The following is an 18,190-nucleotide window of genomic DNA, read 5'->3' as shown; positions in this document are numbered from 1 at the left end:
CATGGGCGCCGCGCGGTGCCACCAGGTCGCGGGGCAGGCGGCTGAAGGCCGCATCTGCCCAATTCGTGTCGATCGACCTCCGCGCGCGCAAAACGCTGCGCGCTCAACCACTTGCGTGCTTGTCCGGCGGGTTATCAACAGGGCTGTCAACATAATCTGGGGATAACCCTAGGTTGGTGCGCTGACGCCCGGCGCGCGATCAGTGCTGCAGTTTCGCGTGCGCGAGATGCATGCCGAGCGTACCCGGGTCGGTATTCGTGCCCGACAGCAGCACGCCGACGCGCTTGCCCTGCAGCGTTTCGCGCAGCGGGCCGAGCAGCGCGGCGAGGGCGGCCGCGCATGCCGGTTCGACCGACAGCTTCAATTGCGAGAACAGGAACAGCATCGCGGCACGCAGCGCGTCGTCGGACACGGTGACGATGCGGTCGACGTGGCGCCGGCACAGCTGGTAGCTGTATTCCTCGGTGTGCGGCGCCATCAGCGAATCGGCGATCGTCTGCATCGCGCTCATCTTGATCGTGTGATTGGCCGCGAAGCTGCGGCTCATCGCGTCGGCGCCTTCCGGCTCGACGCCGTACACGTGCACGCGCGGATTCGCGAGCCGCAGCGCGGTCGCCATGCCGGCCGCGAGCCCGCCGCCGCCGATCGGCACGATCACCGCGTCGAGGTCGGGGGTCTGCGTCGCCCATTCGTAGCCGAGCGTCGCGGTGCCGAGGATCGTGTGATAGCCGTTGAACGGATGAATGAAGAAGCGGCCTTCCTCGGCCTCGATCCGGCGCACCAGATCGAACGCCTGCGACGCGCTGCCCGCCAGCACGACTTCCGCGCGGTACTGCTTGCACTGCGCGATGCGCGTCGGGCTCGCGGTGTGGAACATCACGACCTTGGCGCTGCTGCCGAGCCGCATGGCCGCATACGCGACGGCCGCCGCGTGATTGCCGGCCGACACGCAGGTGACGCCGGCGTTCTTGCGCGCCTCGTCGAGCGCGAGCAGGTGCGTGAACGCGCCGCGCGCCTTGAAGCTGCCGCTCACCTGCAGCAGCTCGAACTTGAAGTTGACGTGCGTGCCCTCGAGGGACGGCAGGTCGGCGCGTTCGAACACGGGCGTGCGCGCGACCCAGGGCGACAGCGCGAAATGCTGCGCGGCGATTTCGTCGAGCGTCGGGATCGGCTCGCCGTCGATCGTCGTATGGGCCGTGCCCTGTTGTTCAGTCGACATGACGTGGCGGGTGGCGGAGTGGGCCGGCCCGCACACGCGGGCCGGCGTGGCGGGAGGCAGTCAGTGCGCGTCGACCGACATGCTGCGGATGAACTTGCGCAGGAACTGCTCGCAGCCGGCGAGCTGCGCGAGCTCGACATATTCGTTCGGCTTGTGTGCCTGCTCGATGTTGCCGGGCCCGCATACGACGCTCGGGATGCCCGCGCGTTCGAACAGGCCGGCCTCGGTGCCGTATGCGACCTTGCGCTTGTCCTGGTCCGCCGTCAGCGCGCGCACGAGTTGCGTGATCGCGGCCTGTTCGGTTGCGTCGAGGCCGGGCGCCGCGGCGATCTTCGAAAATTCGATCGCGGCATTCGGATGCTCACGAAGCATCTGCGGCAGCAGCGTTTCCCGTGCATACGCTTCGATGCGCGTGAAGATCTGCTCGGGATCGAGCGTCGGCAGGTTGCGGAATTCGAAGTCGAAACGGCACTCGGCCGGCACCGTGTTGATCGCGTTGCCGCCCTGGATCGTGCTCGTCTGCGCGGTCGTGAACGGCACGTCGTACAGCGCGTCGAACGGCCCTTCGGCGCGGAAGCGGTCGGCGATGTCGCGGATGTGGCAGATGAGGCGCGCCGCATACTCGATCGCGTTCAGCCCCTTCGGCGTCAGCGACGAGTGCGCCGCGTGGCCGCGCACGCAGCAGCGGTATGCGTTGATGCCCTTGTGCGCGATGATCGGCCGCATGCTGGTCGGCTCGCCGACGATGCAGCCCGACGGTTGCACGCCGCGCTTGACGAGGTCGGCGATCATCAGCGGCGCGCCGGCGCAGCCGATTTCCTCGTCGTAGGACAGCGCGAAATGGATCGGCTTCGCGAGCTTCGTCGCCTGCATCTCGGGCAGCAGCGCGAGCGCGGCGCCGATGAAACCCTTCATGTCGCAGGTGCCGCGGCCGTACAGGCGGCCGTCGCGGATTTCCGGCGCGAACGGGTTGCTGTCCCATTGCTGGCCGTCGACCGGCACGACGTCGGTATGCCCCGACAGCACGATGCCGCCGTTCGTCGAGCCGTCGTGCGCGGGCACGGTCGCGAACAGGTTCGCCCAGCCTTCGCGTGGATCGTGCGTGATCGTCGAGGCGATGCCTTTCGCGGCGAGCGCGTCGCGCACCGTTTCGATCAGGCCGAGGTTCGGCACGCGGCTCGTCGTGTCCATCGACACCAGTTGCTTGATCCAGGGCAGGCTGACGAGCGACGCGTCGCCTTGGGTGTCGGTGGACGGCGCCGTGGCGTCGAGAGTGGACATGGCAAAACTCCGTCTGATGAATGCGAAAATCATACTCAAAAACGCGCCGGCCCGCCCGCGCCGCGCGCAGTGCGGTGCAGCATCGGCGCGGCCGTCAGGACCGCGTCACGACCCGTCAGCGCGCCGCGGCCACCGCGCCCTGCCTTGGGGCGAGCGCGCGCAGCGTTTCCTTGATCGTCGACACGCGGATCGCGAGGTCGGGCGAGCGCGTCTCGATCCGCAGCTTGTCCTGGCCCGCGAGCTTGATGTGCCGGTGCTTCTGCACCATCTCGATGATCCGCATCGGATCGATCGGCGGATTCGGCTCGAACTGCAACCCGATCGCGGCCTCGCTCGCGTCGATCTTCACGATGCCGAGCGGCTTCGCGGCGATCCGCAGCCGGTGCGTCTCGACCAGCGCGTGCGCCTGCGGCGGCAGCTTGCCGAAGCGGTCGATCAGTTCTTCCTGGATACCGTCGATCGCGTCGCCGTGCTCGCAGTTCGCGAGCCGCTTGTACAGCGACAGCCGCTCCTGCACGTCCGCGCAGTAGTCGGCCGGCAGGATCGCCGGCGCATGCAGGTTGATTTCCGTCGTCGCGGCGAGCGGGGCGGTGAGGTCGGGCTCCTTGCCGTTCTTCAGCGCCTTCACCGCGTCGTTCAGCATGTCCGTATAAAGCTGGAAGCCGATCTCGTGGATCTCGCCCGACTGCTTGTCGCCGAGCACTTCGCCGGTGCCGCGGATCTCGAGGTCATGCATCGCGAGATAGAAGCCCGAACCGAGTTCCTCCATCTGCTGGATCGCTTCCAGCCGGCGCTGCGCCTGCTTGGTCAGCGCCTGCGGATCGTGCACGAGCAGGTACGCGTACGCCTGGTGGTGCGAACGGCCGACGCGGCCGCGCAACTGGTGGAGCTGCGCGAGACCGAACTTGTCCGCGCGATGCATGATGATCGTGTTCGCGCTCGGCACGTCGATGCCGGTCTCGATGATGGTCGTGCACAGCAGCACGTTCGCGCGCTGCGCGACGAAATCGCGCATCACCCGTTCGAGCTCGCGTTCGTGCATCTGGCCGTGCGCGATCACGATGCGCGCCTCGGGCACGAGCGCCTCGAGCATGGCCTTGCGGTTCTCGATCGTCTCGACCTCGTTGTGCAGGAAGTACACCTGGCCGCCGCGCTTCAGCTCGCGCAGCATCGCCTCGCGAATCACGCTTTCTTCCTCGCGGCGCACGAAGGTCTTGATCGCGAGGCGCTTCTGCGGCGCGGTCGCGATGACCGAGAAGTCGCGCAGCCCCTCGAGCGCCATCCCGAGCGTGCGCGGAATCGGCGTCGCGGTGAGCGTCAGCACGTCGACTTCCGCGCGCAACGCCTTCAGCGCTTCCTTCTGGCGCACGCCGAAGCGGTGTTCCTCGTCGATGATCACGAGGCCGAGGCGCTTGAACTGCACGTCCGACGACAGCAGCTTGTGCGTGCCGATCACGATGTCGACGCTGCCTTCGTTGATCTGCGCGATCGCCGCGTTCACTTCCTTCGTCGTCTTGAAGCGCGACAGCTCGACGATCCGCACCGGCCAGTCCGCGAAGCGGTCGGCGAAGGTCTGCGTGTGCTGCTCGGCGAGCAGCGTGGTCGGCGACAGCAGCGCGACCTGCTTGCCGCCCAGCACCGCGATGAACGCGGCGCGCAGCGCGACCTCGGTCTTGCCGAAGCCGACGTCGCCGCACACGAGGCGGTCCATCGGCTTGCCGCTCGTCATGTCGCCGATCACGGCCGCGATGGCTGCCGCCTGGTCGGGCGTTTCCTCGAAGCCGAAGCTCTCGGCGAACTTCACGTAGTCGCGCGGATCGAGCGAGAACGCGTGGCCTTCGCGGGCCGCGCGGCGCGCATACAGGTTCAGCAGCTCGGCGGCCGTATCGCGGATCTGCTGCGCGGCCTTGCGTTTCGCGCGCTCCCACTGGCCGGAGCCGAGCGCGTGCAGCGGCGCGCTGTCGGGATCGGCGCCGCTGTAGCGCGAGATCACGTGCAATTGCGCGACCGGCACGTAGAGCTTGCTGTCGCCCGAGTATTCGAGATGCAGGAATTCGGTCTCGCCTTCGCCGAGGTCCATCGACACGAGGCCCATGTAGCGGCCGATGCCGTGCTGCGCGTGGACGACCGGGTCGCCGACCTTCAGTTCCGACAGGTCGCGCACCATCGCGTCGACGTTGCTCGCCTGTTCCTGTCGGCGGCGGCCCGCGCGGCGGCCGAGCGCGCCGTACAGCTCGGTCTCGGTGACGACCGCGTAGCCTTCGCCCGGCACCGCGAAGCCGTTCGCGAGCGGCGCGACGCCGAGCGCGAAACGTTCGTCGCTCTCGAGCCAGCCCGCGAAGTGGTCGTTCGACGCGGGGCGCAGATGGTGTTCGGCGAGCAGTTGCAGGATCGTCTCTCGACGGCCGGCCGATTCGACGGTCAGCAGGACGCGCTTGCCGGACGATTCGACGAACGTGCGCAGCGACGCGAGCGGATCGTCGGCATGGCGATCGACGGAGAGCTGGGGCAGCGCCGTCGCCCAGCCGCCGGCCGGCTGCGCGGGCAGCACGACGCGTGCGAACGGCTTCGCGAACGCGAAGAAATCCTCGTCGGACAGGAACAGGCGCTGCGGTTCGAGGATCGGCCGCTCGCGATCGTGCGCGAGGAACGCATGACGCTGCTTCGTGTCGGCCGTGAAGCGGCGGATCGACGCTTCGAGATCGCCGGCGAACACGAGGTGCGCATCCTGCGGCAGGTAGTGGAACAGCGTGGCGGTTTCGTCGAAGAACAGCGGCAGGTAATACTCGATGCCGGCCGACGGCACGCCGTTACCGATGTCCTTGTAGATCGGCGCGCGGCTCGGGTCGCCTTCGAACGTCTCGCGCCAGCGGCTGCGGAAGGCCGTGCGCGCGGCTTCGTCGAACGGAAACTCGCGGCCGGGCAGCAGGCGCACGTCGCGCACCGGGTAGAGGCTGCGCTGCGTGTCGGGGTCGAACGCGCGGATCGAGTCGACCTGGTCGTCGAACAGGTCGATCCGGTACGGCAGCGGCGAGCCCATCGGGTACAGGTCGATCAGCGAGCCGCGTACGCAGTATTCGCCGGGCCGCACGACCTGGCTCACGTGCTCGTAGCCGGCCAGCGTGAGCTGCGCCTTCAGCTTCGCCTCGTCGAGCCGCTCGCCCTGCGCGAATGCGAACGTGTACGCGGCCATGAACGACGCAGGCGGCATCCGGTACAGCGCGGTGGTCGCGGGCACGAGCAGGATGTCGCAGCGGCCCTCGCCGAGATCGTGCAGCGTCGCGAGACGCTCCGATACGAGGTCCTGGTGCGGCGAGAACGTGTCGTACGGCAGCGTTTCCCAGTCCGGCAGCAGGCGCACGCGGGCGTCGGGCGAGAAGTAGCGGATTTCCTGCGAGAGCCGCTGCGCGTCGACCGCGTTCGCGCAGATCACCGCGAGGAGCGGCACGTCCTGGCGGTTGTCGGCGAGATAACGGGCGATGGCGAGCGCGTCGGCGGAACCATGCGCGCCGTCGAAGGCGAAACGCTGGCCGGACTTGACGCGGGCAATGGGCGAGGCGGACGGGGTGGAAGCGTTATCTGGCATAGGGACGACAGGGGTGGCGTGCACGGGCGCATCGCGGTGCGCCGGTCGAGACGAAAGACCTATTATAAAATCCGCTTCTCGATTTCATCTTTCCGGCGTTTCCCTTCGTGACTCCCCGACTTTTCGCCCTGATTCCCTGTGCCGGCACGGGCAGCCGTTCCGGTTCGGCCGTGCCGAAGCAATACCGCACGCTGGCCGGCCGCGCGCTGCTGCACTACACGCTCGCCGCGTTCGACGCGTGCAGCGAATTCGCGCAGACGCTCGTCGTGCTCGCGCCCGACGATTCCCATTTCGACGCGCGCCGCTTCGCGGGCCTGCGCTTCGCGGTGCGCCGCTGCGGCGGCGGCTCGCGCCAGGCGTCGGTGCTGAACGGGCTGCTCGGGCTGGCCGAATTCGGCGCGACCGACCAGGACTGGGTGCTGGTGCACGACGCCGCGCGCCCGGGCATCACGCCGGAGCTGATCCGCACGCTCGTCGCGACGCTGAAGGACGATCCGGTCGGCGGCATCGTCGCGCTGCCGGTTGCCGATACGCTCAAGCGCGTGCCGGCCGGCGGCGACGCGATCGCGCGCACCGAGTCGCGCGACGCGCTGTGGCAGGCGCAGACGCCGCAGATGTTCCGCATCGGCATGCTGCGCGAGGCGATCCTGCGCGCGCAGCGCGAAGGGCACGACCTGACCGACGAAGCGAGCGCGATCGAATGGGCCGGCCATACGCCGCGCGTCGTGCAGGGCAGCCTGCGCAATTTCAAGGTCACGTACCCGGAGGATTTCGCGCTCGCGGAAGCGATCCTCGCGCGCCCCGCGAACGCCTCCTGACTTTCACCCCCTCTCAATCGGAACACGCATGGATTTCAGAATCGGACAAGGCTACGACGTGCACCAGCTCGTCGAGGGGCGCCCCCTCATCATCGGCGGCGTGACGATTCCGTACGAACGCGGCCTGCTCGGCCACTCGGACGCGGACGTGCTGCTGCACGCGATCACCGACGCGCTGTTCGGCGCGGCGGCGCTCGGCGACATCGGCCGCCACTTCTCCGACACGGACGCGGCATTCAAGGGCGCCGACAGCCGCGTGCTGCTGCGCGAGTGCGCGGCCCGCATCAAGGCGGCCGGCTTCACGATCCAGAACGTCGACAGCACCGTGATCGCCCAGGCGCCGAAGCTGGCACCGCATATCGACGGGATGCGCGCGAACATCGCGGCCGATCTCGGGCTGCCGCTCGATCGCGTGAACGTGAAGGCGAAGACGAACGAAAAGCTCGGTTATCTCGGCCGCGGCGAAGGGATCGAGGCGCAGGCCGCCGCGCTGCTGGTGAAGCAGGGCGGTTGACGGGGGCCAGCGGCATCGCGCGGTTCGCCCCGCGCGATGCCGCGGCAATGAAAAATGCCACGCATCTGCGTGGCATTTTCGTTTGAAGCCGGCGCCGCGCCCGGCATTGCTGCCGGCGCGGAACGCAACCGCTTATTCGCCTTCGGCGGCGATCACCTGCGCGGCGGCGTTGATCACCGATGCGATACGGCCGACGTCGCGCAACTGCGTGACTGTCATCCCTTGCTCGTTCTTCAGCAGCGCATAGTGCGACTTCACGCAGAAGTGGCACTTGCCGACGATCGACGCGGCGAGCGCGTACATCTCGAACTTGCGCTTGTCGACGCCGCCGTGCGTCGCGTACGCGCCCATCCGCAGTTCGGCACGTTGCGTCTTCAGGTCGGCGTCGTCGGCCATCTCGACATACGGATACCAGGTGTTGTTCATCCCCATCAGCGCGGCCGCCGTCAGCACGGCATTCGTCTCTTCGGGCGACAGGACGCCGGCTTCGCGGATCGTCTTGATGAGTACCGTGCTCTTCGCCGCGATCGCCGCCGCCAGCGCGACGCCGACCGCGTCGGTGCCTTCGAGCGACGAGCGCGAGATCGTGCCGTCGAGGTTCAGGCGAATGTCCTTCGCGTAGTCGGGAATACGTGCCTTAATCGAATCGATGAATTCCATTGATATCTCCTATGGGTTGGCCGTTAAAAAAGCCCGCAGGCAGGACGTGCGCCGCGGGCTTCGTGCATCGATGCGCTTACAGCGTTGCGCCGCCGACTGCACGGTTGCACGGGCAGAGTTCGTCCGTTTGCAGGCCGTCCAGAATCCGCAGGACTTCTTCCGGGCTGCGGCCGACGTTCAGGTTGTTCACCGAAACGTGCTGGATCGTGTTGTCCGGGTCGACGATGAACGTTGCACGCAGGGCCACGCCGGCTTCCTTGTCGCGCACGCCGAGCTGGTCGATCAGCTCGCCCTTGACGTCGCCGAACGAGTAGTGGTTCAGCTTGTCGAGGTCCTTGTGCTCACGGCGCCATGCGAGCTTGACGAATTCGTTGTCCGAGCTGCCGCCCAGCAGGACGGCGTCGCGCTCTTCGAACTGCTTCGTGAGCTTTGCGAATTCGACGATTTCCGTCGGGCACACGAACGTGAAGTCCTTCGGGTAGAAGTAGATGATCTTCCACTTGCCCGGGAACGACGCTTCGGTGACGGTCTCGAATGCCGACTGGCCGTTTTCTTCGTGGTTGTTGAAGCCCGGCTTCGCGGCCACGACGGTGAAAGCTTCGAGTTTATCGCCAACGGTTTTCATGCGGATACTCCTGTATGAGTTGGGAAGAAGACTGAGTCAAGCTACCTCGGTGCTGCAACGATGGTGTGACAGCATGGGCGAGACTGTAACACTATTAGTAAGGCGCTTCAATAGATTTTGACTAACGTCGCCCATAGTTTTTTTCAACCGGATCGATAGTGTGAAGGGCGGCAGGCGCACGCGAGCGCGTCACGCCGTCGCACGTGCCTTGCCGGCGCCGGGGAATTCGAGCGTGACTTCGAGGCCCGCGTCGGGGCTGCGGTTGCGCAGGCGCAGCGCACCGCGATAGCGGCCGACGAGGCGCAGCACGATCGCCATCCCGAGCCCCGTGCCGTCCGCCTTGGTGCGCGCCGTGTCGACGCGATAGAACGGCCGCATCACGAGCGGCAGCTGGTCCTCGGGGATGCCGGGGCCCTCGTCGCTTACCGACAGCTCGACGCGCGCGTGCGTCACGCGCGTCTCGAGCGTGATGCGCGACACGCCGTCGTCGCGGCTCTGGCCGTATTTGCGTGCGTTTTCGACGAGGTTGCCGATCACGCGGCGCATGTCGGTCTCGTCGGCTTCGATCACGGCGTTCGGCGCGAGCCGCGTGCGGATCTCGACGCCGTCCTCGCCCGATACGCGCGCGGCGACTTCGTGCGCGATCGAGGAGAGGTCGACCGGCTCCGGCTTGCGCTGGGTCGGACGCGCGTAGTCGATGAAGGCCGCGATGATGCGATCCATTTGCTCGATGTCGTCGACCATCGCGTCCTTGGTCGCCTGGTCGGACGGGCTCATCTCGGTCTCGAGCCGCAGCCGCGCGAGCGGCGTGCGCAGGTCGTGCGAGATGCCCGCGAGCATCAGCGCGCGATCGGCCTCGAGCTGCTCGAGGTCGCGCACCATCTGGTTGAAGCTGCGGTTGGTGTCGGCCGCGACGCCCATCCCGCGCTCGGGCAGCGGGTCGGGCGCCTGCCCCGAGCCGACCTGGCGCGCGACGAGCGCGAGCCGCGAGAACGGCCGGTTCACGAGGCTGGTGATGAACGCGGAGCCGAACAGCGACAGCGCGAGCGCGAACAGCCCCCAGCCGGCCCACTGCAGGCCCGTGACGTTGTCGAGCTGGTCGCGGTCGAGCGCGACCCAGTAATCGTCATCGTCGATCTTGAAGCTGATCCACACGCCGGGAATGTCGTTGACCGACTGCGCGATCACGGTATCGTCGCCGAGGCGGCTGCGGATGTCGTGCTCGATCAGGCGGTTCAGCGATTCGTCGGGCTGCAGCTTGAACTTGTCGGTCTTTTCGCGCGGGTACACGCGCACGCCCTCGTTGCTCTCGAGATCCTGCAGCAGCGCGCGCCGCAGGTCGGGATCGGAATAGAGCAGGGCGGTGCGCGTGAGCTTCACGACCGCGACGAGCTGGAGAGCCACGCGCTGCGCGCGCGGCTCGCGCTCGATCACACGAAAGCTCTGGAACCACGCGGCGAGACTGACCGAGATCAGCAGCGCGATCAGCAGGAAAGTGCGCCAGAACAGCCCGCCGAACGCGAGCTGCAGGAGGCGCCGGTCGATACGCATGGGACGGGCCGTGGGCGGGCGAAACCGGAAAGGAAAAAGATCAGGCGGCGCCGTCCGGGATGAACACGTAGCCGAGGCCCCAGACGGTCTGGATGAAACGCGGGCTGCCCGGATCCGGTTCGATCAGCTTGCGCAGGCGCGAAATCTGCACGTCGAGGCTGCGGTCGAACACTTCGTATTCACGGCCGCGCGCGAGTTCCATCAGCTTCTCGCGCGACAGCGGCTGGCGCGGATGGCGCGCGAATACCTTCAGCACCGAGAATTCGCCGGTCGTCAGTGGAATTTCCTGGCCGGATTTCGTCAGTGTGCGGGTCGCGAGGTTCAGCGAGAATTCGCCGAACTCGAACACCTCGGTGGTTTCCGACGGTGCGCCCGGCAGCTCGGCCGGCGCCTGGCGGCGTAGCACCGCATGAATGCGCGCGACGAGCTCGCGCGGGTTGAACGGCTTCGGCAGGTAATCGTCGGCGCCCATCTCGAGGCCGACGATGCGATCGACGTCCTCGCCCTTCGCGGTGAGCATGATGATCGGCGTGCGGTCGTTGCTGCCGCGCAGGCGGCGACAGATCGACAGGCCGTCTTCGCCCGGGAGCATCAGGTCGAGCACGAGCAGGTCGAAACGCTCGCGGACCCAGAGCTTGTTCATTGCGGTTGCGTTTTCGGCGACGTAGACATTGAAACCCTGCTCGCCGAGATAGCGGCGCAGCAGATCGCGCAGGCGCGGGTCGTCGTCGACGACGAGAATCTTGGAGGGGTTTTTCGTTTCCATGATCGGCATCTTATCGCGAATGGGAATTGACGCACGGCCACGTATTTTCGTGCGTTACAGTCGGTTACAAAATTTACCCGTAGTGTCGCGCCGAGTAAAGGCAGGCTATATAGATTCCTTTACTCGAAGCCGAAATTCGGTAGATACTCCCCTGCACTCCATCATTCATCTTTGCACACCCGAATTCCGCAGGGTTTTTCAAGTACCAGAGGTAACCGGTTGCCGCGTGACGAAGGGAACAAATCGACCAAAGAAGCGAGGACGGTCATGCGATCTGCCCGGATTGCACTGATGCTGACGATCGCGCTCGCCGGTCCGTATGCGTCGAACTTCGCGTATGCGCAGCGCCCCGAGCAGGGCGCATCGTCGCGCAAGCTGCCGCGCGGCAAAGCGCCGCAGTCCGATCGTACCGCCGAGATGACGGTCCGTTCCGCCGTGCCTCCCGATCTCGAACAGCGCCGCCGCGACGGGCACATGACGCCCGAGGAGCGCCACCTTTTGCGCCAGCACATCGAGGACGCCGTTCGCGAGCTGTACAAGCGCTGACGCGCCGTCTTTCGTCCTGCGGATTACAACGCGATACATCGCGCGGAAAAGATTCGTAGCAATTTTTCCGTCAACTTTCGCCTGCCGATTGCCGTTGTACCGGCATCCGCACGGCCGGTGCGCACCGGGAGTCCATGACGATGAAAGCGAACGCTGCCGCACCGGCGCCGTCGCCCGCCATGCAGTCGCCGCTCGACGCCGACGATGCATTGTTTTTCCTGAGCCGTACCGGTTTTTCTCCCGCGCCCGCCGATGTCGCGCGCATCGTCGGCATGACGCGCGCGCAGGTCGTGGCCGACACGCTCGGCAGTGTTCGGCGCGAGCCCGTCACGACGTGGCCGGACTGGATCGCCGAGTTGCCGCCGACGCGCGCGCAACGCCAGGCGCTGACCCCCGACATGCGGCGCGACGAGCAGCGCGAGCGCAATGTCCGCTACGATGCGCTGCGTGCGGCCTGGGTCAACGAGATGATCGTCACGCCGTCGCCGCTGACCGAGCGCATGACGCTGTTCTGGCACGGGCACTTCACGTCGGGGCAGGACAAGGTGCCTTACCCGCAGACGATGGCCGCGCAGAACGCGCTGTTTCGCCGCGAGGCGCTCGGCAACTTCGGCGTGCTGCTGCACGCGGTCGCGAAGGATCCGGCGATGCTTCAGTATCTCGACGGCGCGAGCAATCGCAAGGGCCGCCCGAATGAGAACTTCGCACGCGAGGTGATGGAGCTGTTCACGCTCGGCGAAGGGCATTACACGCAATACGACGTGACCGAAGCCGCGCGCGCGATGACGGGCTGGACGGTCGATCCCGACATGCTGCGCTTCGAGGTGCGCCCGGAATGGCACGATGCGGGCGACAAGACGATCCTCGGCGAAACGGGGCCGTTCGACGGCGACGGCTTCCTCGACATCCTGCTGAAGCAGCCCGGCACCGCGCGCTTCATCGCCGGCAAGCTGTGGCGCGAGTTCGTGTCGGATACGCCCGATCCGGGCGCGCTCGATGCGGTGGCCGAGCGGTTTCGCGCGAGCGGCTACGACATTCGCGCGGCGCTCGCCGCGCTGTGGTCGACCGACGCCTTCTGGGACCCGCGCAATCGCGGCGTGCTCGTCAAGTCGCCGGCGGAATTCGTCGTTGGCTCGGTGCGGCTGTTCGACGTTGCGTACGGCGATCCGCAGATGCTTGCGAACACCGTGCGCACGCTCGGGCAGAACCTGTTCTATCCGCCGAACGTGAAGGGCTGGCCGGGCGGCGCGCTGTGGATCAACAGCACCACGCTGCTTGCGCGCAAGCAGTTCGTCGAGCAACTGTTCCGCGCGACCGAGACGGCCGGCATGCACCCGCCGGCGCGTGCGATGGCGCCGCCGCCGAATGTCCGCGCGCACGCGATGCCGGTGGTCGATACGGCGTCCGCCGCCGGCATGCGCGCGGCGCCTGCCAGGCCCGCGCGCGGCGGCCTGCGTTTCGACCTCGAACGCTGGCTCGCGCAATATCGCGCGCGGCCGCAGGCGATCGCGGGCTTGTCGACCGAGCTTCAGTTGCAGCACGCGGTGCTGCAGCTTTCGCCAGTCGCGGCGATCGACACGGATTCGACCGGCAGCGCGTATCTCGAGGCGCTGCTGATGGATCCGGCCTATCAACTGAAATGATTCGAACGACGATGAAGCGGGGAGCCGGTGCGGCAAAGGTGCCAGGCGGCGAACCAAAGGATGCGCGATGAACCGACGTGATTTTCTGACGCTGACGGGCGCCGCGGCCGCAGCCGGCGTGTCGCTGTGGCAGGCGCCCGCGATGGCTGCGACCGGACGGCAGCCGGCGGCAGGGTATGCGAACGTGCTGATCCTCGTCGAGCTGAAGGGCGGCAACGATGGCCTCAACACGGTGGTGCCGTATGCCGATCCGCTGTATTACCAGTTCCGGCGCAGCATCGGCATCAAGCGCGAGCAGGTGCTGCAACTCGACGCGCACACGGGGCTGCATCCGTCGCTCGCGCCGCTGATGCCGCTGTGGCGCGACGGGCAGGTCGCGGTCGTGCAGGGCGTCGGTTATCCGCAGCCGAACCTGTCGCATTTCCGCTCGATCGAGATCTGGGATACCGCGTCACGCTCCGACCAGTACCTGCACGAAGGCTGGCTCACGCGGACGTTCGCGCAGGCGCCGGTGCCGCCCGGGTTCGCGGCGGACGGCGTCGTGCTCGGCAGCGCCGAGATGGGGCCGCTCGCGAACGGCGCGCGCGCGATCGCGCTCGTCAATCCCGCGCAGTTCATCCGTGCGGCCCGCCTCGCCGAGCCGTCGTCGCTGCGCGAGCAGAACCCCGCGCTCGCACACATCATCGACGTCGAGAACGACATCGTGAAGGCCGCCGACCGGCTGCGCCCGCGCGGCGGGATGCGCGAATTCCGGACGGCTTTTCCGGCCGGTGCGTTCGGCACGTCGGTGAAGACCGCGATGCAGGTGCTGGCCGCGTGCGAAGCGTCCGGGCCCGGTGCGCAGGATGGTGTCGCGGTGCTGCGCCTGACGCTCAACGGCTTCGACACGCACCAGAACCAGCCGGGGCAGCAGGCCGCGCTGCTCAAGCAGTTCGCGGAAGGGATGAGCGCGATGCGCGGCGCATTGATCGAACTCGGGCGCTGGAACCAGACGCTCGTGATGACGTATGCGGAATTCGGGCGGCGCGTGCGGGAGAACCAGAGCAACGGCACCGATCACGGCACGGCCGCGCCGCATTTCGTGATGGGCGGTCGCGTGGCCGGCGGGCTGTACGGCGCACCGCCGGCGCTCGGGCGGCTCGACGGCAACGGCAACCTGCCGGTCGCGGTCGATTTCCGCCAGCTTTATGCGACCGTGCTCGGGCCGTGGTGGGGGCTCGATGCGACGCGCGTGCTGCAGCAGCGCTTCGACACGCTGCCGTTGTTGAAGGCGTGATGCGTCGTGACGTTCAGCGGCGGCGCGCGGCGCGCCACGCGATCCACAGCTTGCGGATCGGCGTCAGTGCAATGCGCTGGTGCAGCACCTGGTAGTCGTCGCGCTCGATTTCGTCGAGCAGCGCGCCGGCCAGTGCGATCTGCGCGCGCAGCGTGCGCTGTGCGCGGCGCCCGGATGCGGGGATCGCCGCTTCGGCGGCCGCAAGCGCTTCGCGTGCCCGTGCCGTCTGGAATTGCAGCAGCTCGGTGAACGCGGGGCTGTAGCGACGGTTCAGCAGGTCGGCCGCCGTCACGTTGTAGCGCTGCAGTTCGTCGATCGGCAGGTAGATGCGGCCGTGGCGCGCGTCGTTGCCGAGTTCCTGCACGAACTGCGCGAGCATCAGCGCGCGGCCGGCGTCCGCGGCCCACGGCTGCGGGTCGGCCGGGTTCGCCGAACTGGCGCGCGCGACCAGCGACGCGAAGGTGCCGCCGACCTGCGCGATGTAGCGCTGCAGATTCGCGAAATCGAGGTAGCGCGCCTGTTCGAGATCCATCCCGTAGCCGTTGACGAGCGTGCGCAACGCGTCGGCTTCGGCGGCGATCGCGGGGTGATGCTGCGCGAGCGCCTTCGTGACCGGATGCGACGGCTGTCCGTCGGCCAGCGCCGCGAGTTCTTTGTGCCACCACGCGAGCTTCGTGTGTCCGACGGTCGGGTCGCTGGTTTCCTTGACGGTTTCCTCGAGTTCGCGGCGCAGCGCGAACAGCGCGGTCAGGCGCGGTTGCGTGGCGAGCGGCGCCTGACGCAACGCGTAGTAGACGCTGGAGCCCGCAGGGGCGGCCTTTTGCTGACAGTAGTCGTCGAAGTTCACGGGCGGAATCGTGTGGGGGCGGGTTCGGGGGACGCGCGGCGGCGCGGTGCCGAAACGTCGAGCGCGGCATTCTAGCACCGCCGCACGACGGGTGCCGGCGGGGCGAGACAACGCCGCCCGGATCGGGTAGAATCTCGCGCTCGCCTGATCGGGCGTGCCGGCTCGAGGCCGGCGCGATGTCCCGGGCGCGCGGCAACGCATCTTGCGTGCCGCGTAGTCAGGCGACGGAAAATGCGCGTGAGTGGCGAAATTGGTAGACGCACCAGGTTTAGGTCCTGACGCCCGCAAGGGTGTGCCGGTTCGAGTCCGGCCTCACGCACCAGAAGTCGAACATGCACTCGTCGGGGTGCGGTTCCCGAAAAAGCGCTGCCGGTCGGCTGACCGCAGCGCTTTTTCGTTGATGCCTGTCTTGTTCGCGGACGTGCAGCCGTACGAGGAGCGCACCCTCAAATTCGGCCGCATGTAATATCGTCAGCGCTATCGAATGCGAGAAGTACGAGAACACCGAGGGGCCACCGATGAAAAACACCGTACGCATTCCGATTTCCGTTCTGGCGCTGATGCTGGCCGCGCCGGCGTTTGCCAATACACCTGCCGACAACGTCGCATGGAGCGCCAGGCCGCTGCATGTGGCTGCATCGACGTCGGCGTGCTCTGCGTACTCGGGGCGGGTGATGGCGGGCGGCGAGTCGCTGTCGACCGAAAACGTGCTGAAAGCGCTCGGTACGTCGCTGGCCGGCGCCGTGCTGGGCGCCGTCACCGGTGGGTATCAGGGCGCGGTCTCCAATCCGTGCCCGCGTCCCGGCCTGTGACCGGCGCGCAGGCGAGTCGAGCGGCTCGCCGCGTCATCCGGAACAAGCCCGACGAAGCGCCGCGCGTCACCCGACTCGCGGCGCTTCGCCGTTTCAGGCGCGTCTATTCCCAGAAACTCCGGATCGCGACCGCCACGATCACCGGCACCGAAAAAACCAGCGGGATCGCGAAATACTGCGCTTCGCGATCGACGATCCAGCTATAGATCACCCACGCCGCGCCGAGTGCGAACGTGATGAGGCCGACCGTCACGGCGGCGATGTTTAGGGCCAGCTTCGAAGGCTGGCGGCGCGTCTTGGCATCGTCATTGTTGTCGCGCGGGGACGATTTCATCGGAAGAGTACGGCTTCGGGCCGGAACGGGGATAAAGGCACAGGAGACCCCATCCGCTCCGATCGCGCAAGAGGGCCGCCGCCGGCCGGCCCCGGCGCATTCGTCAGCGCGCATTACAACCCGAACAACGCCGCCAACTCGTCGAGCAGCCCGCGCTGGAACGCGACGAACCGTTCGCCCGGCTGCTGCGCGATCGCGAGGTCGAGCATCGGATCGGCGACGTCGGTACGAATGCCGGCCAGTTCCTCGACGATCGCGAGCCCGCAGAACGGCACGTACGCCTCCGAATAGCCGCCTTCGTGAACGATCACGAGCCGCCCGCCGCAATGGCGCTGCGCGGCATCCTTCACCGCACGCGTCATGAACCGGTAGCTGTCGGTATGCAACTGCATGCGCGCTAGCGGATCGACCGCGCTCGCGTCGAGGCCGCTGGCGATGACGATCAGCTCGGGCCGGAAACGCGCCAGCGCCGGCAGCACGATCCGCTCGAACGCGTACCGATATGCATCGTCGCCGCTGCCCGCGAGCAGCGGCACGTTCAGGTTCGCGCCGACGCCCGCGCCTTCGCCGCGATCGTCCGCGCCGCTATAGCCGGGCGGGAAGCAGCGGTCCTGGTGCAGCGAGATCGTCAGCGTGTCCGGATCGTCGTAGTAGATCGACTGCGTGCCGTTGCCGTGATGCACGTCCCAGTCGATCACCGCGACGCGCTCGATGCCGTGTTTCGCGCGGGCGGCCTCGATCGCGATCGGGATGTTCGCCAGCATGCAGAAGCCCATCGGGCGATCGCGCAAGCAGTGGTGACCGGGCGGCCGCGACAGCGAGAACGCGTTGGCCGCGCGCTCGCCGACGACCGTATCGACGGCCGCGATCGCAAGGCCGGCAGACAGCGCGGCGATCTCGTAGCTCCCTTTGCCGAACGGCGCGAGATCGCCGAGGTCGCCGCCGTTCGCGTCGCTGAGTGCGCGGAACGCGTCGAGATAGTGCGCGGGATGAATGCGCAGCAGGTCGGCGGTCGTTGCCGGTTCGGCGCCGCGCAGGTCGAGCTGCGCGGCCAGGCCCGAGGCCTGCACGAGCGACAGGAAACGGCGCTTCGAATCGGGCGATTCCGCGTAGCCCGCGCTCGACGGCGGCTGGACCCAGCCGCCGACCGGGAAGAACAGCGCATGCGTGCCGCCGGTGTGCCAGAAAGTGCGTTCGTCGGTAAAAAAGGCAGTGCGATTCATGGATGTGCGAGACCTGTCACGGTTGGGAGGAAACGGAGGCGTGCGTGCGGCGATCGATGTGGCGCAGCGCGGCGAAAGACACGATCGCGACAGCCGTCGCGATCGTGAACAGCGCGTGCATCGTGCCGCCGGCGTCGAGCATCAGCCCGGCGAGCAACGGGCCGGCAGCGAGGCCGGCGCCGATCACGAAATTGAGCGTGGCCACGAGGCGGCCCGACGAATCGATCTGCGCGACGGTCGCGAGGATGAACGGCAGGACGAATGTCCACGCGAACTTGAACGCGAAGATCGCCGCGCTGTAACCGCCGGCTTGCCGCATCACGGCGAGCGCGACGAGCGAGGCCGCCAGCAGCGCGTAACCGGCCGTCAGCATGGCGCGCCGCGCGAGCCGGCCGCCCGCGCACGACGCGAGCGCCGCGCCGGCGATGCCCATCACGCTCGCGATCGCGAGTACGTTGCCGGTCGACTGCGGATCGAGCCCGGCTTCGG

16 protein-coding genes, 1 tRNA gene and 1 pseudogene are annotated in these 18,190 nt (G+C 67.6%); 7 read left to right on the top strand and 11 right to left on the bottom strand.

The window, feature by feature from the left end:
- Positions 1 to 199: 199 nt before the first annotated feature.
- The 3 genes from DPV74_RS28790 to mfd form a co-directional block, all read right to left on the bottom strand.
- Positions 200 to 1,219 (bottom strand): threonine/serine dehydratase, encoded by a 1,020-nt coding sequence (locus DPV74_RS28790; protein WP_027787142.1) that lies wholly within the window; start codon positions 1,217 to 1,219, stop codon positions 200 to 202.
- 60 nt (positions 1,220 to 1,279) lie between these two features.
- Entirely contained in the window at positions 1,280 to 2,500 is a 1,221-nt protein-coding gene (gene argE, locus DPV74_RS28785) for an acetylornithine deacetylase (protein WP_021160382.1), read from the bottom strand.
- A 115-nt stretch (positions 2,501 to 2,615) separates the two neighbouring features.
- Positions 2,616 to 6,086, bottom strand: a complete 3,471-nt coding sequence (gene mfd, locus DPV74_RS28780; RefSeq protein ID WP_027787144.1) for a transcription-repair coupling factor — start codon at positions 6,084 to 6,086, stop codon at positions 2,616 to 2,618.
- A gap of 107 nt (positions 6,087 to 6,193) precedes the next feature.
- On the opposite strand from mfd, the gene ispD reads away from it, so the two are divergent.
- Both ispD and ispF read left to right on the top strand, forming a co-directional pair.
- Complete coding sequence (gene ispD / locus DPV74_RS28775; RefSeq protein ID WP_059694632.1) at positions 6,194 to 6,904, top strand: 2-C-methyl-D-erythritol 4-phosphate cytidylyltransferase; 711 nt, start codon at positions 6,194 to 6,196, stop codon at positions 6,902 to 6,904.
- A 28-nt stretch (positions 6,905 to 6,932) separates the two neighbouring features.
- On the top strand, positions 6,933 to 7,418 hold the full coding sequence (gene ispF, locus DPV74_RS28770; protein WP_021160386.1) for a 2-C-methyl-D-erythritol 2,4-cyclodiphosphate synthase: 486 nt from the start codon (positions 6,933 to 6,935) through the stop codon (positions 7,416 to 7,418).
- Positions 7,419 to 7,550: 132 nt separating this feature from the next.
- Here ispF and DPV74_RS28765 read toward each other — a convergent pair whose 3' ends face one another.
- The 4 genes from DPV74_RS28765 to ompR all read right to left on the bottom strand — a co-directional run bounded on the left by DPV74_RS28765 (position 7,551) and on the right by ompR (position 11,029).
- Positions 7,551 to 8,078 carry a carboxymuconolactone decarboxylase family protein gene (locus DPV74_RS28765; protein WP_011352388.1) on the bottom strand — a complete coding sequence of 176 codons (528 nt, stop codon included), beginning with the start codon at positions 8,076 to 8,078 and terminating at the stop codon, positions 7,551 to 7,553.
- Between the two features lie 76 nt (positions 8,079 to 8,154).
- A complete protein-coding gene (locus DPV74_RS28760; RefSeq protein ID WP_006478563.1) occupies positions 8,155 to 8,703 on the bottom strand; it encodes a peroxiredoxin in 549 nt (182 codons plus the stop codon).
- Between the two features lie 189 nt (positions 8,704 to 8,892).
- Positions 8,893 to 10,254 (bottom strand): ATP-binding protein, encoded by a 1,362-nt coding sequence (locus DPV74_RS28755; protein WP_027787146.1) that lies wholly within the window; start codon positions 10,252 to 10,254, stop codon positions 8,893 to 8,895.
- A 40-nt stretch (positions 10,255 to 10,294) separates the two neighbouring features.
- Positions 10,295 to 11,029 carry a two-component system response regulator OmpR gene (gene ompR / locus DPV74_RS28750; RefSeq protein WP_006478565.1) on the bottom strand — a complete coding sequence of 245 codons (735 nt, stop codon included), beginning with the start codon at positions 11,027 to 11,029 and terminating at the stop codon, positions 10,295 to 10,297.
- 258 nt (positions 11,030 to 11,287) lie between these two features.
- Between ompR and DPV74_RS28745 the strand changes: the two genes are divergently transcribed.
- From DPV74_RS28745 to DPV74_RS28735, 3 genes are all read left to right on the top strand, one after another.
- Positions 11,288 to 11,566, top strand: a complete 279-nt coding sequence (locus tag DPV74_RS28745; protein WP_011352385.1) for a hypothetical protein — start codon at positions 11,288 to 11,290, stop codon at positions 11,564 to 11,566.
- A gap of 140 nt (positions 11,567 to 11,706) precedes the next feature.
- Positions 11,707 to 13,209 carry a DUF1800 family protein gene (locus DPV74_RS28740; protein WP_119338412.1) on the top strand — a complete coding sequence of 501 codons (1,503 nt, stop codon included), beginning with the start codon at positions 11,707 to 11,709 and terminating at the stop codon, positions 13,207 to 13,209.
- Positions 13,210 to 13,276: 67 nt separating this feature from the next.
- The gene (locus tag DPV74_RS28735) at positions 13,277 to 14,485 is read left to right on the top strand and encodes a DUF1501 domain-containing protein (RefSeq protein ID WP_027787148.1); all 1,209 of its coding nucleotides are present in this window, start codon (positions 13,277 to 13,279) and stop codon (positions 14,483 to 14,485) included.
- 13 nt (positions 14,486 to 14,498) lie between these two features.
- Here DPV74_RS28735 and hpnD read toward each other — a convergent pair whose 3' ends face one another.
- The gene (hpnD, locus tag DPV74_RS28730) at positions 14,499 to 15,332 is read right to left on the bottom strand and encodes a presqualene diphosphate synthase HpnD (protein ID WP_059490014.1); all 834 of its coding nucleotides are present in this window, start codon (positions 15,330 to 15,332) and stop codon (positions 14,499 to 14,501) included.
- A gap of 235 nt (positions 15,333 to 15,567) precedes the next feature.
- Here hpnD and DPV74_RS28725 point away from each other — a divergent pair.
- Positions 15,568 to 15,654 (top strand) — tRNA-Leu (locus DPV74_RS28725).
- 196 nt (positions 15,655 to 15,850) lie between these two features.
- Complete coding sequence (locus DPV74_RS28720; protein WP_060311836.1) at positions 15,851 to 16,144, top strand: hypothetical protein; 294 nt, start codon at positions 15,851 to 15,853, stop codon at positions 16,142 to 16,144.
- A gap of 103 nt (positions 16,145 to 16,247) precedes the next feature.
- Here the strand turns inward: DPV74_RS28720 and DPV74_RS28715 are convergent, their stop codons facing one another.
- From DPV74_RS28715 to DPV74_RS28705, 3 genes and pseudogenes are all read right to left on the bottom strand, one after another.
- Positions 16,248 to 16,478 (bottom strand): hypothetical protein, encoded by a 231-nt coding sequence (locus tag DPV74_RS28715; RefSeq protein WP_021160392.1) that lies wholly within the window; start codon positions 16,476 to 16,478, stop codon positions 16,248 to 16,250.
- A gap of 113 nt (positions 16,479 to 16,591) precedes the next feature.
- Positions 16,592 to 17,701, bottom strand: a complete 1,110-nt coding sequence (locus DPV74_RS28710) for a class II histone deacetylase (RefSeq protein ID WP_119338411.1) — start codon at positions 17,699 to 17,701, stop codon at positions 16,592 to 16,594.
- 16 nt (positions 17,702 to 17,717) lie between these two features.
- Positions 17,718 to 18,190: pseudogene (locus DPV74_RS28705) on the bottom strand (MFS transporter); the annotation flags it as partial.

The organism is Burkholderia sp. HAN2018, assembly GCF_024704855.1.
GTDB classification, from domain to species: domain Bacteria; phylum Pseudomonadota; class Gammaproteobacteria; order Burkholderiales; family Burkholderiaceae; genus Burkholderia; species Burkholderia cepacia.
Note: the sequence above shows the minus strand (reverse complement) of the source record. Positions and strands in the feature narration are given on the sequence as shown.

What these genes read in the sequence shown, in the direction of transcription:
- DPV74_RS28790 (WP_027787142.1), bottom strand. Translation starts at nt 1,219, where the DNA reads ATGTCGACTGAACAACAGGGCACGGCCCATACGACGATCGACGGCGAG.
- argE (WP_021160382.1), bottom strand. Translation starts at nt 2,500, where the DNA reads ATGTCCACTCTCGACGCCACGGCGCCGTCCACCGACACCCAAGGCGAC.
- mfd (WP_027787144.1), bottom strand. Translation starts at nt 6,086, where the DNA reads ATGCCAGATAACGCTTCCACCCCGTCCGCCTCGCCCATTGCCCGCGTC.
- ispF (WP_021160386.1), top strand. Translation starts at nt 6,933, where the DNA reads ATGGATTTCAGAATCGGACAAGGCTACGACGTGCACCAGCTCGTCGAG.
- DPV74_RS28765 (WP_011352388.1), bottom strand. Translation starts at nt 8,078, where the DNA reads ATGGAATTCATCGATTCGATTAAGGCACGTATTCCCGACTACGCGAAG.
- DPV74_RS28760 (WP_006478563.1), bottom strand. Translation starts at nt 8,703, where the DNA reads ATGAAAACCGTTGGCGATAAACTCGAAGCTTTCACCGTCGTGGCCGCG.
- DPV74_RS28755 (WP_027787146.1), bottom strand. Translation starts at nt 10,254, where the DNA reads ATGCGTATCGACCGGCGCCTCCTGCAGCTCGCGTTCGGCGGGCTGTTC.
- ompR (WP_006478565.1), bottom strand. Translation starts at nt 11,029, where the DNA reads ATGCCGATCATGGAAACGAAAAACCCCTCCAAGATTCTCGTCGTCGAC.
- DPV74_RS28745 (WP_011352385.1), top strand. Translation starts at nt 11,288, where the DNA reads ATGCGATCTGCCCGGATTGCACTGATGCTGACGATCGCGCTCGCCGGT.
- DPV74_RS28740 (WP_119338412.1), top strand. Translation starts at nt 11,707, where the DNA reads ATGAAAGCGAACGCTGCCGCACCGGCGCCGTCGCCCGCCATGCAGTCG.
- DPV74_RS28735 (WP_027787148.1), top strand. Translation starts at nt 13,277, where the DNA reads ATGAACCGACGTGATTTTCTGACGCTGACGGGCGCCGCGGCCGCAGCC.
- DPV74_RS28720 (WP_060311836.1), top strand. Translation starts at nt 15,851, where the DNA reads ATGAAAAACACCGTACGCATTCCGATTTCCGTTCTGGCGCTGATGCTG.
- DPV74_RS28715 (WP_021160392.1), bottom strand. Translation starts at nt 16,478, where the DNA reads ATGAAATCGTCCCCGCGCGACAACAATGACGATGCCAAGACGCGCCGC.
- DPV74_RS28710 (WP_119338411.1), bottom strand. Translation starts at nt 17,701, where the DNA reads ATGAATCGCACTGCCTTTTTTACCGACGAACGCACTTTCTGGCACACC.